Origin of the sequence: Aeromonas sp. SrichE-2G (assembly GCF_017939565.1) — a bacterium.
GTDB lineage: Bacteria > Pseudomonadota > Gammaproteobacteria > Enterobacterales > Aeromonadaceae > Aeromonas > Aeromonas taiwanensis.
The window spans coordinates 35,549-50,362 of sequence record NZ_JAGKRG010000014.1; the positions used below are offsets into that span (position 1 = coordinate 35,549).

Consider the following 14,814-nt stretch of genomic DNA (forward strand, 5'->3'; position numbering starts at 1 on the left):
ACGTGCCAAGTCATAACTCATTGATTTTTATCGACACCAATTTCAATCATTGTCATTTAGACACTCACCACATATAGTCAAAATCACAAATACACTGTCATTTGGACAATTCTCGTGATCTCGACCGACAGCCTGGCGCGCATCGCCCTCGACCTGCAACTCGGCATCTCCCATCAGGACCGCTTCCACCGCCTGATCCAGAGCGTGCGCAGCCTGCTGAACTCGGATGCCTCGGCCCTGCTGCGCTACGAGGGGGGCCAGTTCATCCCGCTGGCCATCGACGGCCTGATGCAGGACGTGCTGGGGCGCCGCTTCGCCCTCAAGGATCACCCGCGCATGGAGGCCATCGCCCGCGCCGGCGACGTGGTGCGCTTCCCCGCCGACAGCAGCCTGCCCGACCCCTATGACGGCCTGCTGCCGGATCACGACGACTTCAAGGTGCACGCCTGTGTCGGCCTGCCGCTGTTCTCGGATCAGGCGCTGATCGGCGCGCTGACCATAGACGGCATGAACCCGACCCAGTTCGACGGCATCAGCGACGAAGAGCTGCGGTTGGTAGGCGCCCTGGCCGCCGCCGCCCTCAACAATGCCCTGCTGCTGGAGCGGCTCGCCCGCCAGAGCAGCGAGCCGCTGGTCCCCGGCACCCGGCCCGGCCCTGAGCAGCCGGAGATGATAGGCCACTCCCCCGCCATGGCCCGGCTGCGCCACGAGATCGAGGTGGTGGCCAGCTCGGAGCTGAGCGTGCTGATCCTGGGGGAGACCGGGGTCGGCAAGGAGCTGATCGCCAAGGCGGTGCATCAGGGTTCACCCCGCGCCAGCGCGCCCCTGGTCTACCTCAACTGCGCCGCCCTGCCCGAATCCGTGGCCGAAAGCGAGCTGTTCGGCCATGTGAAGGGGGCCTTCACCGGCGCCATCCACAATCGGGCGGGCAAGTTCGAGCTGGCGGACAAGGGCACATTGTTTCTCGACGAGATCGGCGAGCTGTCGCTGGCGCTACAGGCCAAGCTGCTGCGGGTGCTGCAGTACGGCGATCTGCAGCGGATCGGTGACGACACCCCCCTCAAGGTGAACGTGCGCATCCTGGCGGCCACCAACCGGGATCTGAAGCAGGCCGTGGTCGAGGGGCAGTTCCGGGCCGATCTCTACCACCGGCTGAGCGTCTTCCCGATCCACGCCCCGGCGCTGCGCGAGCGCCCCGGCGACATCCCCCTGCTGGCCGGTTATTTTTGCGAACGCTGCCGGCTCAGCCTGGGGCTGGAGCGGCTGCGTATCCAGCCACAGGCGCTGCGACTGCTCGAGCACCACGACTGGCCCGGCAACGTGCGCGAGCTGGAACACGCCATCCACCGCGCCGCCGTGCTGGCCCGGGCCGAGCAGGGCAGCCCCTCGCCGACGCTGGCCCCCCACCACTTCAACCTGGGGGGGACGGGTTTACCCCCGCCCGTCGGCGCCGTTAGCCAGGCCGCCTCCCCGGTCGTTGCCGGCCTGGGCCTTCGCGCCGCCACCGATCTGTTCCAGCGCCAGCTCATCGAGCAGACCCTGACAGCCTACCAGGGCAACTGGGCGGCTACCGCCCGGGCGCTGGATCTGGACGGCGGCAACCTGCACCGGCTCGCCAGGCGGCTCGGCCTCAAGGAGTAACGCCCCCAGAGACGAGAAGCGCCCAAAAACAAAAACCCCCTCGGGATGGAGGGGGTTTTTCATGGGCCAGCCTCGCGGGCGGCGCAGGGATCAGCGCAGGGATTTGACCGAGCGGCGAACGATAAGCTCTGGCTGCACCGTCATGGACTCCACTTCCAGCTCCTTGTTGCGGATCCGGCTCACCAGCTGTTGCACCGCCAGCAGGCCGAGTTCGGCCTTGGGGTGGCGGATGGTGGTGAGCGGCGGGCTGGAGAAGCGCGCCATCTCCACGTCGTCATAGCCGATCATGGAGATGTCGTCCGGCACCTTGACCCCGGCTTCCCAGGCGGCACAGATGGCGCCGATGGCCATGGGGTCATCGAAGGCGAACACCGCTGTCGGACGTGGGGTGAGGGCCAGGATGCGCTGCATGGCATCAAAGCCGCTCTGGCTCTCGTAGTCCCCTTCGAAGATCTGCTCGTCCTTCAGGGTCAGGCCCTGCTCGGCCAGGGCATCGCGCACCCCGTCCAGACGCTGCTGGGTAGTCGGCTTGGCGAGGTGACCCGTGATGCAGACGATGTCGGTGTGGCCCTGCTCCAGCAGATGGCGCACGGCCAGACGCGCGCCGATGCGGGCGTTGTCGTTGATCACGTTGGCGAAGTCGCACTCGTTGCCCCAATCCAGCACCACCTGCGGCACGTTCTTGTGGATGCGCAGCATGTCCCTGAACTGGGTATCGATGTCGGTTCCCAGCACCAGCAGACCGTCGACCCGCTTCTCCATCAGCATGCGCAGATAGTGCTGCTGGCGGGGAGGCTGGTTCTCGGTATTGCAGAGGATCAGGCTGTACCCCTGCTCGAAGCAGTACGCCTCGACCCCCTGCACCACTTCCGCGAAGAAGGGGTTGGCACTGGTGGTCACCAGCATGCCGATGGTCTTGGTTGCATTGATCTTGAGGCTGCGCGCCACCGAGTTCGGCGCGTAGTTGAGTTCGGCCACCGCCTCAAGCACTTTCTGGGTTGCATCTTCGCTGACCCGACGGGTGTGATTGAGTACATGTGAGACGGTGGAGATGGATACGCCTGCCCGTGAGGCGACATCTTTGATAGTGGCCATCTCTGTCTCCTGAATAACAAAAGCGGAACAGTAGCAGATTTCCCGAATAAAGGCTTGGTTTTAACGAGAGCTGCCAGTGAATTGTCAATGCTGGCTAATCTAGGCGGTCATTTCTATTTGCGCAAACGAAATTTGGTCAAAATGAGAGCAGACGCAGAATGAAATATCGTCAGCTTTTTACTCTGATTTTCTGCCAACCAGCCCTGTGTTGTTAATATGTTAACCAAACAAAACAGGATTAAATTCCAAAACGACAAACATGGCAGGTTGTTTGCTCCACAAAACGCCCCCCCACCCCCGTCCGGTTAGTATCTTTAACATCTTGTTATTGCACGGTGAGGAATGATAGAACCTTATCTATCGCCGGGCTGGCGGGACACAGGCTCGGAATGACGTGCATAAAATGAAACATTTCACTGATTAAGGGACGAATCAATGCATAACTTCAGCAAAATGGCAGTCAGAGCAGCGGTTTCTTTGGCTCTGTTTGGATCAGTCTCCATGGCCAATGCGGCCGACACCATCAAGATCGGCATCGCCGGCCCCCTGACCGGCCCGGTCGCCCAGTACGGCGACATGCAGTTCACCGGTGGCAAGATGGCGGTCGAGCAGATCAACAAGGCCGGTGGCATCAAGGGCAAGCAGATCGAAGCCGTCATCTATGACGACGCCTGCGATCCCAAGCAGGCCGTTGCCATCGCCAACAAGGTGATCAACGACGGCGTCAAGTTCGTGGTCGGCCACCTCTGCTCCGACAACACCCTGCCCGCCTCCGACATCTATGAAGATGAAGGGGTCCTGATGGTCACACCGGCCTCCACCAACCCCAAGATAACCGAGCGCGGCTATCAGCTGACCCTGCGCACCATCGGCCTGGACAGCGACCAGGGCCCGACCGCCGCCAAGTACATCATCGAGCAGGTCAAACCCCAGCGCGTGGCCGTCATCCACGACAAGAAGCAATACGGTGAAGGCATCGCCTCCAGCGTGAAGGCCGCCCTGGACAAGGCTGGCGTCAAGGTTGTGGCCTATGAGGGCATCACCGCCGGCGACAAGGACTTCTCCGCCCTGATCGCCAAGCTGCAGAAAGAGAACGTGGACTTCGTCTACTACGGCGGCTACCACCCGGAGCTGGGCCTGATCCTGCGCCAGGCTGGCGAGAAGGGCCTGAAGGCCAAGTTCATGGGTCCGGAAGGCGTGGGTAACAAGGACATCTCCGCCATCGGCGGCCCGGCTTCCGAAGGCCTGCTGGTCACCCTGCCGAACAAGTACGACCTGGTCCCGGCCAACGCCCCCATAGTGGAAGCGTTCAAGGCCAAGGGTCAGGACTCCTCCGGTCCGTTCGTCTGGACCACCTATGCTGCCATGCAGGCCCTGGCTGCCGGTATCGCCAAGGCGGGTGAGGATGACCCGGCTGCCGTGGCTGCCGCCATCAAGGCTGCACCGATCGACACCGTCATGGGCCCCCTGACCTGGGCACCGAACGGTGACCTCAAAGGCTTCGAGTTCGGTGTCTTCCAGTGGCACGCCGACGGAACCTCCACCCAAGTCAAATAATCTGCCGACCGGGGTGACGTGAGTCACCCCTCCTTTCTTTACGGGCAAGTACAGGGAACGCAGTATGTCCGAACACTTTCTCTATCTGGTTCAGCAGTTGCTGAACGGATTGACCATAGGCAGCACCTATGCGTTGATCGCCATCGGCTACACCATGGTCTATGGCATCATCGGCATGATCAACTTCGCCCACGGCGAGGTCTACATGATCGGCTCCTATGTCGCTTTCATGGTGATGGCGGGGCTCATGATGATGGGCATCGACAGCACAGTGCTGCTGCTGGGGGGCGCCTTCCTCGTCAGCATCATCATCACCGGCAGCTATGGCTGGACCATAGAACGGGTGGCCTATCGCCCGCTGCGGGGTGGCAACCGCCTGATCCCCCTCATCTCCGCCATCGGCATGTCGATATTCCTGCAGAACATGATGCGGATGGCACAGGGCTCGCGCGACATCGCCATGCCCACCCTGATCTCCGGGGGCTGGTCCCTCGGCGGTGAGGACGGCTTCCAGGCCAGCCTCTCCTACATGCAGCTCATCATCTTCGTGGTGACCTTCGTCACCATGCTGGCCCTGACCCAGTTCATCGGCCGCTCCCGCATGGGCCGCGCCTGCCGCGCCTGCTCGGAAGACATCAAGATGGCGAACCTGCTGGGGATAGACACCCACGTGGTCATCTCCATCACCTTCGTGCTGGGGGCCGCCCTGGCCGCCGTCGCCGGCGTGCTGCTCGGCATGTATTACGGCGTCATCAACCCCTACCTCGGCTTTATGGCAGGGCTGAAGGCCTTCACCGCCGCGGTACTGGGTGGTATCGGCAGCATTCCGGGCGCCGTGATCGGCGGCCTGCTGCTGGGGGTGGTCGAGGCACTCACCGCCGGCTACCTCAGCACCGAATACAAGGATGTCATGGCCTTTGCCCTGCTCATCTTCGTGCTGCTGTTCATGCCGACCGGCATCCTGGGTCGTCCGGAAGTGGAGAAAGTATGATGAAACGCCAATTCATCCATGCCTGCATCGCCAGCCTGATGCTGCTGGTGCTCTCCTTCTGGCTGCTCGGCTTCAAGCTGGAGACCGAGGGCTCCCGCCTGCTGGTGGTGAGCCGCCTCGATGTGTCGCTGGCCTGGCTGCTGGGGGGCGCCACCATCGTGTTCTGGTTCCAGATGCTGCGCGGCCAGATCGCGCGCCTGTTCCAGGCCTCCATCAGCGGCTTCTCCGTCGGCTTCACCAAGCTGGTGCTGCCGAGCCCGGAGGAGGCGCCCAAGCTCTATAACCTGACCGCCGTGCTGGTGCTGATGTTCGCGGTGAGCTGGCCCTTCATGGCCTCTCGCGGCGCCATCGATCTGGCCACTCTCACCCTGATTTACATCATGCTGGGGCTGGGCCTGAACGTGGTGGTGGGCCTCGCAGGCCTGCTGGACCTCGGCTATGTCGGCTTCTACGCGGTCGGTGCCTACAGCTACGCCCTGCTCAACAGCTACTTCGGCCTGAGCTTCTGGGAGTGTCTGCCCATCGCCGGCCTGATGGCGGCCACCTTCGGCTTCCTGCTCGGCTTCCCGGTGCTGCGGTTGCGGGGGGATTATCTGGCCATCGTGACCCTGGGCTTTGGCGAGATCATTCGCATCCTGCTCAACAACATGACCAGCCTGACCGGCGGCCCGAACGGGATCTCCGGCATTCCCAAACCGACCCTGGGGGGCCTGGAGTTCAACCGCACCGTGAAGGATGGCGGCTTCGAGACCTTCCACGAGTTCTTCGGCATCGCCTACAACGCGAATCACAAGGTGATCTTCCTCTACCTGATGGCGCTGGTGCTGGTGATCGCCACCCTGTTCGTCATCAACCGCCTGCTGCGCATGCCGCTCGGCCGCGCCTGGGAGGCGCTGCGGGAGGACGAGATCGCCTGCAAATCCCTGGGGCTCAACCCCACCATCATCAAGCTGACCGCCTTCACCATTGGCGCCTGCTTCGCGGGCTTCGCCGGCAGCTTCTTCGCCTCGCGCCAGGGCTTCATCAGCCCGGAGTCCTTCGTCTTCATCGAGTCGGCCATTGTGCTGGCCATCGTGGTGCTGGGGGGCATGGGCTCCCAGATCGGGGTGGTGCTGGCGGCCATCGTCATGACGGTGCTGCCGGAGCTGGCCCGCGAGTTCAACGAATATCGCATGCTGATGTTCGGTCTCTTGATGGTATTCATGATGATCTGGCGGCCGCAGGGGCTGCTGCCCATGAGTCGACCCCATATGGAGCTTCGTAAATGAGCAACAATCACACATTGTTGGATGTCTCAGATCTGTCGATGCGCTTCGGCGGCCTGCTCGCGGTCAACGGCGTCAAGCTGGATGTGAACAAGGGGGAGGTGATCTCCATCATAGGCCCCAACGGCGCAGGCAAGACCACCATCTTCAACTGCCTGACCGGCTTCTACCGCCCGAGCGGCGGCGTCATCCGCTACAAGGGCGAGGAGATCCAGGGGCTGCCCGGCCACCTCATCGCCCGCAAGGGAATTGTGCGCACCTTCCAGCACGTGCGCCTGTTCAAGGAGATGACGGCGGTGGAAAACCTGCTGGTGGCCCAGCACAGGCACCTGAACACCGGCTTCCTCGCCGGCCTGTTCAAGACCCCCTCCTTCCGCCGCGCCGAGAAAGAGGGGCTGGAGCAGTCCGCCTTCTGGCTGGAGAAGGTGGGGCTCAAGGATCTCGCCAACCGCGCCGCCGGCAACCTGGCCTACGGCCAGCAGCGCCGCCTCGAAATAGCCCGCTGCATGGCGACCCGGCCCGAGCTGCTGATGCTGGATGAACCGGCCGCCGGCCTCAACCCCCACGAGACGGACGAGCTCAACGAGCTCATCTCCAACCTGCGGGACGAGTTCGGGGTCTCCGTTCTGTTGATCGAACACGACATGAAGCTGGTGATGGAGATCTCCAACCGCATCTTCGTGGTCAACCAGGGCACGCCCCTGGCCCACGGCAAGCCGGACGACATTCGTAGCAACCCGGCCGTGATCAAGGCCTATCTGGGCGAGTCATAGGAAGAAGCAAGATGTTAGAACTTCGCAACGTATCGACCCATTACGGCAAGATCCAGGCGCTGCACGACGTCAGCGTCGAAGTGAAAGAGGGTGAGATCGTCACCCTGATCGGTGCCAACGGCGCCGGCAAGACCACCCTGCTGATGACGCTCTGTGGCGAACCCAAACCCAGCAGCGGCAGCATCTGGTTCGAAGGGGAGCAGATCAACGACCTCAGCACCGCCCGCATCATGCGCAAGGACATCGCCGTGGTGCCGGAGGGGCGTCGCATCTTCGCCCGCCTGACGGTGGAGGAAAACCTGCTGATGGGAGCCTTCTTCGTCGACAAGGCGGAGCAGCAAGGCCTGCTGGATCAGATCTTCACCCTGTTCCCCCGGCTGCACGAGCGGCTGGATCAGCGGGCCGGCACCATGTCCGGCGGCGAGCAGCAGATGCTGGCCATCGGCCGTGCCCTGATGAGCAAGCCGCGCCTGCTGTTGCTGGATGAACCCTCCCTGGGGCTGGCCCCCATCGTCATCCAGCAGATCTTCGACACCATAGAGCAACTGCGCCAGAAGGGGATGACCATCTTCCTGGTGGAGCAGAACGCGAACCAGGCGCTCAAGCTGGCGGATCGCGGCTATGTGCTGGAGAACGGCCGCGTGGTGCTGCAGGACACCGGGGAGGCCCTGCTGGCCAACCCGGCCGTCCGCCAGGCCTACCTCGGCGGCTAAGCGTGCATTGCCACCCCATCTCCCCCGACCGCGCCCACCCGGCGCGGCCGGGGGAGACTCCCGCCCGGGGGCTCACCCCTTGAGCCGGTCGAGGGAGAGACAGGATCACCACCACTTCTGGCACGACCCTGCCCTGCCCTTCATCGAGGCGCGTGCGGTACAGGACGGTCGCCGCGTCTGCTACGACAAGCACAGCCACCCCCACTTCTCCATCGGCGCCATCACTGGCGGCCACAGCCACTACCTCAATCAGCGCAGCCGGCAGGAGGTCGGTCGCGGCAGCCTGGTGCTGATGAACCCGGAGGAGGTGCACGCCTGCAACCCCATTGCCGACCAGCCCTGGTCCTATCTGATGTTCTACCTGGATACCGGCTGGCTGCAGCGCCAGCAGGAGGAGGCGGGACTGGGGGCCGAGTTTCGCCCCTTCGACATGACCGCGAGCCGGGATCCCCTGCTCTATCCGGGGCTGTGCCGGCTCCATCGGCAACTGGTGCAGGAGCCGGATCCCCTGGCTCGCGAGGTGGCCTGCCACCTCTTCAGCCGACAATTGCTGGCCAGGCTCACCCCGGCCAGCTGGGACGATCGCCCGCCCCAACACCTGCAACGGGCCGCCGAGCTGATGCAGGACGAGAGTGCCTGCCCCCTCAGCCTGTCACAGCTGAGCACAGTGGCAGGGCTCACCCCCTCCCACTTCGTGCGCGCCTTCAGCCGCCACTACGGCATGACGCCCCACGCCTACCTGCTCGATCAGCGCATCCGCCACGCCCGCACCCTGCTGCGCCAGGGGCAGCCCCTGGCCGACGTGGCCCTGGCGAGCGGCTTCGCGGATCAGGCGCACTTCCAGCGCCAGTTCAAACGTCGGGTCGCCGCCACCCCGGGGCAGTACCGCGCCGGGCTCGCTCCTCAGGACGAGCGCACCAGATAGACCGCGCTGAGCAGCAACAGCAGCGCCATGGCCCGGTTGAACCCGCGCAGCCGACGGGGCGACACCAGCCACCCCTGCAATCGACTGCCCGCATAGGCCCAGCAAGCGATGGAGCCGAGGCAGATCACCAGATAGAGGGCGGTGAACAGCATTATCTGCCCCACCCCGCCCGCGATCCCGTAGGCCTCCATCCCCATGCTGGCCGCCAGCCAGGCCTTGGGGTTGAGCCACTGCATCAGGGCACCGTACCAGAAGGCGGGCGGCACGCCGTCCACCCCCTCCACCCGACCGGAGTCCACCAGCAACTGCCAGGCCAGGTAGCACAGAAAGAGCACGCCGCCCCAGTGCAGGACGCCGGCCACCAGGGGCCAGCGGGACAGGGCGCCGCCAAGCCCCAGCCCCATCAGCAGGAGCAGCAGGATGAAGCCGAGGGTGGCCCCCACCACGTGGCGCAGGCTGGCCAGGAAGCCGTAACGGGCGCCGGCGCCGAGGGCGACCAGGTTGACCGGGCCGGGGGAGATGGACATGGCCAGGGCAAACCCGGCCATGGACAACAACAGACTGATTTCCATGGGTGATGCTCATACAAGGGAGTGAGCCATCAGCCTATCCAGCCCGCGCTGACCGATATTGAAGAAAATTGCGATCCCCCCGAATGCGGGGCGCATTGCGCACTTAGCGCCAGCCCCGGCTTGCGGTAAACTGCCCCTCAATCCTCCATTTTCAGGACATCTCAATGGACCAGTTTGCCCATATCAGCGCCCATGATGCCCACCAGAAGCTGAGCGCCGGTGAAGCCCGTCTCGTGGACATTCGCGACCCCCAATCCTTCGAGACCGCCCATGCGGTCGGCGCCTTCCACCTGACCAATGGTTCTTTGGTTCGCTTTATGAACGAGGTGGACTTCGACACCCCGGTCATCGTGATGTGCTATCACGGCAACAGCAGCCAGGGGGCGGCCCAATACCTGCTGCAGCAGGGCTATGACGAGGTGTACAGCCTGGATGGCGGCTTCGAGGCCTGGCGCAGGGAGTTCCCGATCCAGGCGGGCGATGCATGACGGGTGACCAGGCCCCCTCCGGCATGATCCAGCTGCTGGTGCTGGGCGACGCCCGCATGGCCCAGGCGCTGGTGGACTACCTCGCCACCCTGGGCATCCCGTGCGAGCTGACCCAGTCCGAGCTCGGCGTCTCGGTCTGGCTGGCGGACGAGCGACGCCTCGCCCAGGCCCAGCAGGAGGTCAAACGCTTCCTGGCCGAGCCGAGCCATCCCCGCTACATGGAAGCCTCCTGGCAGTCCGGCCGGGCCGACGCCCGTATCGACTACAGCAAGGGGATGACGGATCCGGTCACCGATTTCCTCCACCAGGCGGGCCCCCTGACCCTGGTGGTCATCATCGCCTGCCTGGCCATCTACGCTCTGGATGCCATCGGCCTGCCCATCTTCGACGAGCTCGCCTTCCACCCCACCCTGGCCCAGTTCACCGACTGGCAGGCCTGGCGCTACATCACCCCGGCCTTCATCCACTTCTCGGTGCTGCACCTGGTGTTCAACCTGCTGTGGTGGTGGTACCTCGGGGGCCAGATCGAGCAGCGCCTCGGCAGCGGCAAGCTGTTCATCCTGCTCATCGTCGGGGCCGCCCTGCCCAACATCGCCGAGTTCTTCGCGAGCGGCCCGCGTTTCGGCGGCCTCTCCGGGGTGGTCTATGCCCTGCTCGGCTACAGCTGGCTGCGCGCCAGGCTGCAGCCGGCCTGCGGCCTCGCCATGCCGCCGGCCCTGATGGGCTTCATGCTGGTCTGGCTGGTGCTCGGCTTCTTCGACATGCTGGGCACCAGCACCGCCAACATGGCCCATCTGGTGGGCCTGCTGGTCGGCCTGGCTCAGGGCTGGCTGGACAGGCACCACAGGCCAGCCTGACGATCCCTGTCTCCATTAATTGCCAGAAACGAAAACGCCGCCCCGAGGGGCGGCGTTTTTATTGGCCAACAGGCTTACTGCTTGAGCAGGGTGGGATCGGTCACCTTGACCGCAGTGCCGCCGCTCATGAAGAAGCTGGCAAACTGGGTCTGCATTTCTGTGGTGACGGCGCCGGTCGGATCGAAGTTCTCGTCCGGTGCCAGCAGCGAGCTGTGACCACCGGCCACGAAGCGGGCGGCATGGTGATTGGCCGCGCCGGTCGCCGTCAGCGGCTGCAAGGCCAGCACCTTGAACAGCGGCTCGGTACCACCCAGCGGGGCGGTGGCGATGCTGTTCGGGATCACCCGGTCAGACAGGCTCAGGGCACCGTCGCCGACCACTTCAGTGGCAAACAGTGGGAAGCTCGCCGCGATGCCGCTGCCGAGGTTGATCGGGTCAGCCGAATCCAGCACTGACTGGGCCGCGAAACCATAGCTCTGCAGGGTGCTGGCGGCGCTCGCCTGGGTGGCGGCATCCAGGCTCGGCAGGAACTCGTTGACGAAGCAGGTCGGTACCGCCGTCTTGCAGTTCGGGGCGTAGGCGGTGAAGGCCGTCTTCAGGGCGGCGCTGCCAGAGGTCAGCACGCTCATCTGGATCGTCGGGCCGAAGGTCGGCGAATTCAGCAGCAGCGGCGCTATGCCGCCACCCGGCATGGCCAGGCCACCGGTGTCGAACCTGAACAGGGCGTCCGCCGTCGGGTTGCCAACAGACTGGTTCGCGACCCCCAGCAGGCTGGCCCCTGCGATGGCCCCCAGGGAGTGACCCAGGAAGTGGACCTTGAGGCCAGCACCACCCAATTTTCCACCTGCATTTGCCAGGCCCACCGCCAGACGCAGGCCCAGCAGATCCGCCACGCTCTGTTTCAGGTTGTCACGGGCTACCGTCAGGTAGCTCAGGTTCAGGTAGGGGGTCGGGTTGTCTGAGGTGGTCACCGAGTCCATGCTGCCGGTCAGGGCGAAACCGCGCTCACCGTGCAGGGGATGATCGATCACCACCACGGCCACGTTCTTGGTCGCCTTCATACCGGCACCGATCTGGCCCAGCGCCAGAGCGTAGGCATTCTCCTTCACCGAGGTGACGCCGTGCTGATAGATGATCACGTCGGTGATGCTGGTCAGCGGTGCGGCGGCGAAGACGCGCATCGGCACGGACTGCACCTCTTCCAGCGCCGGCAGCGGGTTGAAGCGACCCACGTTCATCTCGGGATCCAGCGCCTTGCCACCGGAGGTGAGAGTCACCCCGATAAGCTTGCTCGCCTCCGCCAGCAGCTCGGCCTGACGGGTCGGATCGGCAATGAGCTCACCCAGCAGGGCCGGATCCACGCCCGCCCCCACCAGACCGCCGATCACCTCGGTGTCGCCCGCCTTCAGGGCGTTGGCGATGGCGTACAGGCTGGGAATGGCACCGTGCCAGGACTGGGTCTTCGCCTTGTCCCAGGAGCCGGCGGTGGCCGGGGAGGAGAGGAAGTAGGGCAGCTTGACGGTGCCGGTATAGACCTGAGTCATGCCAGCCAGGCCTTTCAGTTGCGGGTTGGCGTCAACGGCGGCGGCAATTGCATCCTTCTGCTCCTGGGGCAGGAAGTTCTCGGCGTCCAGCTGGGTCAGGAAATCATTCTTGCCCGTCACGCCCAGGGTGTAGGTGCCGGGCAGGCTGGTATTGCCCAGGGCATCCTGCTTCCATACCTTGGCGGCATCCAGAGTGGCCGGATCGGCCTTGAGCACGGCCGCAGCCGCCCCTTTCACCGCCACCAGCACGTCGGCACCGGACTGGGTACCAAACCAGTCGGAGAAGATGACGTGGTCGCTGGTGATGCCGGTGGCCGCCTTGAACAGCCCTTCCTGCAGCGCGATCAGGCCGCTGATGGTCTGCTCCTGGGCAGTGCCGCCCGTGCTGGTCTTGTAGGTGCTGTAGTCGCTGCCCGGACGCAGGGGGTTGCCCGTGCTGTCTTTCAACGAGTCGGTTGCGACGATCATGTAGTAGGAGGAGGGGTTGAGCGGCTTGAGCGGCACCAGATTCAGCTTGCCGGCCGACTCGGCGACCACGAAGTCCACCCCGTAGGTCAGGACCTTCTTCACGCCGTTCGGGCGCAGGGCGGTGCTGTCAAATTCCAGCTCCATCAGATAAAGCGGTGCCACAGAGGCGGCGAATTCGGCCGCAGCCGGCGCCTTGACCTGGATGCCGGAGGCCGTCACGGGCACGATCTGGATCGCCTGGGTGGTAGACCAGCCGTCCAGGGTAGAGAGTGCGGAGACAGGGTTGGAGAGATCGGCCGTTTCCGTCGAGAACTTCAGGGTGCCATCGGTGGCACGGGCAGCCAGGGCGCTGGGACGCACCGCATTGGAGCCGCTCAGCAGATAATCGAGATAGCTTGAGGTATCGCCAGTGTTGTCGTCACTGCCACCACAACCGCTCAGCAGCGCACTGATGACGGCGGCATAAATTAGCTTTTTCTTCATATCCTTATCTCTTTTATGTTGTTATCCATGATGAGCCTGACGGGGTAGGGTTCAAACCCGACCGAGCCATATTAACAGCATCGCAACAATTAATAAGCCTCTGGTCGGTCATCTGATCTGATTTTTTTGTGTACAGCATCAAGGAATTGGAATCGAGCCCAGGTGCCAGAGGGTAGCAGCATTGCCCTCGCCACCAGACCCGACCAGAGCCTCATTTCCCCCGTGGCGCAAAAAGCCGCCCCGATCTCGGCAAAGGGGGGCATTTGTCGGTAGAATGGCGCCATTGCTTAAGGAGACCCCCATGATCGACCCGAAAAAACTGGAAGAGATCGCCAAACAGATTCACAACTCCCTACCGCCCGGCATCCGCAGCATGGGTGAAGAGGTGGAGAAGAAGACCCGCCAGGTGCTGCAGGCCCAGCTGAACAAGCTGGACCTGGTCAGCCGCGAAGAGTTCGACGTGCAGACCAAGGTGCTGCTGCGCACCCGGGAGAAGCTGGCCGCCCTGGAGGCCAAGCTGGCCCAGCTGGAGCAGCAGCTCGCCGCCAAGGGCGAGTGATCCGGCCTGACCCGGCAGTAGATAGCACAAACCCCAGCCTGGCTGGGGTTTGTTGTTTCTGACGATCAGCGTAGGGCCGATTAGGCCGTGACATGCCGTCAGCGCTTATTGGCCGCCTGCATGTTCGGCGTCAGATAAACTCGTAGGCGTCCCCGAAGATGCGCTCGGGCTCGGCACCCAGCACCTTGAACTCTTCCCGGGCGGCGCCCGCCATCTCGAAGCGGCCAGCCACATAGATGTCGTAGTCATGCAGGCTGACGAAGTCATCCATGATGGCCTTGTGCACCAGGCCGGTCTTGCCGGTCCAGTCACTCTCGGGCTCCTGCACCACGGGGATGAAGGTCAGGGGGGCATAGTCGCGCTCCCACTGCTGCACCTGCTCCAGCTCGTAGAGCCAGTGCGCCTGACGCACGCCCCAGTAGAGGAACACGGGGCGCTTGCTGCCGCTGTCGATCAGATACTCCAGGATGGCGCGGGCGTAGGAGAAGCCGGTGCCACCCGCCATCAGGATCAGCGGACGGGGAGACTCGTCGCGCAGGAACGCCTTGCCGGCGGCGAGTTCGACCTCGATCTCGCCCTGTTCGCGCATACGGGCCAGCACCTGGCCGGCATAGGCGTTTTCCGGGGTGGCGCCGATCTGCAGCTCCAGGCGACCGGCACGGGTCGGCGAGTTGGCGATGGAGAAGGGGCGCTTGTCCGAATCGCTCATCACCACCAGCAGATACTGGCCTGGCTTGAAGCTCACCTCCTGCTGCGGCGTCAGGGCCACGTGCCAGATGGTGTCGACATATTCGCGCAGTTCCTCTACGCGGCACTTGATACGTTGCATTCTTGTCCTTGTGAGGGGCCTGCCCGGCCCGCTTCGCTCATGGTTTCACTATTG

14 protein-coding genes are annotated in these 14,814 nt (G+C 64.0%); 10 read left to right on the top strand and 4 right to left on the bottom strand.

Going from position 1 to position 14,814, the window contains the following annotated elements; all coding sequences use genetic code 11:
• Window positions 1–114 precede the first annotated feature (114 nt).
• Complete coding sequence (gene norR, locus J9885_RS13710) at window positions 115–1,641, top strand: nitric oxide reductase transcriptional regulator NorR (protein ID WP_210549797.1); 1,527 nt, start codon at window positions 115–117, stop codon at window positions 1,639–1,641.
• 90 nt (window positions 1,642–1,731) lie between these two features.
• Here the strand turns inward: norR and J9885_RS13715 are convergent, their stop codons facing one another.
• A complete protein-coding gene (locus tag J9885_RS13715; protein WP_042074022.1) occupies window positions 1,732–2,736 on the bottom strand; it encodes a substrate-binding domain-containing protein in 1,005 nt (334 codons plus the stop codon).
• Between the two features lie 435 nt (window positions 2,737–3,171).
• Between J9885_RS13715 and J9885_RS13720 the strand changes: the two genes are divergently transcribed.
• From J9885_RS13720 to J9885_RS13745, 6 genes are all read left to right on the top strand, one after another.
• Complete coding sequence (locus tag J9885_RS13720) at window positions 3,172–4,293, top strand: branched-chain amino acid ABC transporter substrate-binding protein (RefSeq protein WP_043763942.1); 1,122 nt, start codon at window positions 3,172–3,174, stop codon at window positions 4,291–4,293.
• A 64-nt stretch (window positions 4,294–4,357) separates the two neighbouring features.
• Complete coding sequence (livH, locus tag J9885_RS13725) at window positions 4,358–5,284, top strand: high-affinity branched-chain amino acid ABC transporter permease LivH (RefSeq protein ID WP_043763940.1); 927 nt, start codon at window positions 4,358–4,360, stop codon at window positions 5,282–5,284.
• Window positions 5,284–6,552 (top strand): high-affinity branched-chain amino acid ABC transporter permease LivM, encoded by a 1,269-nt coding sequence (locus J9885_RS13730; RefSeq protein WP_210549812.1) that lies wholly within the window; start codon window positions 5,284–5,286, stop codon window positions 6,550–6,552. The genes livH and J9885_RS13730 overlap by 1 nt, the downstream gene beginning before the upstream one ends.
• Window positions 6,549–7,322: a high-affinity branched-chain amino acid ABC transporter ATP-binding protein LivG gene (livG, locus tag J9885_RS13735; protein ID WP_134696705.1), complete on the top strand. Its 774-nt coding sequence runs from the start codon at window positions 6,549–6,551 to the stop codon at window positions 7,320–7,322. Before J9885_RS13730 ends, livG begins: the two co-directional genes overlap by 4 nt.
• A gap of 11 nt (window positions 7,323–7,333) precedes the next feature.
• On the top strand, window positions 7,334–8,035 hold the full coding sequence (locus tag J9885_RS13740; protein ID WP_043763936.1) for an ATP-binding cassette domain-containing protein: 702 nt from the start codon (window positions 7,334–7,336) through the stop codon (window positions 8,033–8,035).
• Between the two features lie 79 nt (window positions 8,036–8,114).
• Window positions 8,115–8,960: an AraC family transcriptional regulator gene (locus J9885_RS13745; protein WP_210549798.1), complete on the top strand. Its 846-nt coding sequence runs from the start codon at window positions 8,115–8,117 to the stop codon at window positions 8,958–8,960.
• On the opposite strand, the gene J9885_RS13750 is transcribed toward J9885_RS13745, so the two are convergent.
• Window positions 8,939–9,532, bottom strand: coding sequence for a LysE family translocator (locus tag J9885_RS13750; protein ID WP_246876957.1), 594 nt, complete (start codon window positions 9,530–9,532; stop codon window positions 8,939–8,941). The two genes, J9885_RS13745 and J9885_RS13750, sit on opposite strands and share 22 nt — an antisense overlap.
• A gap of 164 nt (window positions 9,533–9,696) precedes the next feature.
• On the opposite strand from J9885_RS13750, the gene glpE reads away from it, so the two are divergent.
• Together glpE and glpG are read left to right on the top strand one after the other, a co-directional pair.
• Entirely contained in the window at window positions 9,697–10,020 is a 324-nt protein-coding gene (glpE, locus tag J9885_RS13755; RefSeq protein ID WP_043763931.1) for a thiosulfate sulfurtransferase GlpE, read from the top strand.
• A gap of 23 nt (window positions 10,021–10,043) precedes the next feature.
• The gene (gene glpG / locus J9885_RS13760; RefSeq protein ID WP_210549814.1) at window positions 10,044–10,877 is read left to right on the top strand and encodes a rhomboid family intramembrane serine protease GlpG; all 834 of its coding nucleotides are present in this window, start codon (window positions 10,044–10,046) and stop codon (window positions 10,875–10,877) included.
• 74 nt (window positions 10,878–10,951) lie between these two features.
• Here the strand turns inward: glpG and J9885_RS13765 are convergent, their stop codons facing one another.
• Entirely contained in the window at window positions 10,952–13,372 is a 2,421-nt protein-coding gene (locus J9885_RS13765; protein WP_210549799.1) for a VolA/Pla-1 family phospholipase, read from the bottom strand.
• Between the two features lie 301 nt (window positions 13,373–13,673).
• Between J9885_RS13765 and J9885_RS13770 the strand changes: the two genes are divergently transcribed.
• Entirely contained in the window at window positions 13,674–13,931 is a 258-nt protein-coding gene (locus tag J9885_RS13770) for an accessory factor UbiK family protein (protein ID WP_043763927.1), read from the top strand.
• A 130-nt stretch (window positions 13,932–14,061) separates the two neighbouring features.
• On the opposite strand, the gene fre is transcribed toward J9885_RS13770, so the two are convergent.
• Window positions 14,062–14,760, bottom strand: a complete 699-nt coding sequence (gene fre, locus J9885_RS13775) for an NAD(P)H-flavin reductase (protein ID WP_210549800.1) — start codon at window positions 14,758–14,760, stop codon at window positions 14,062–14,064.
• Window positions 14,761–14,814: the final 54 nt, after the last annotated feature.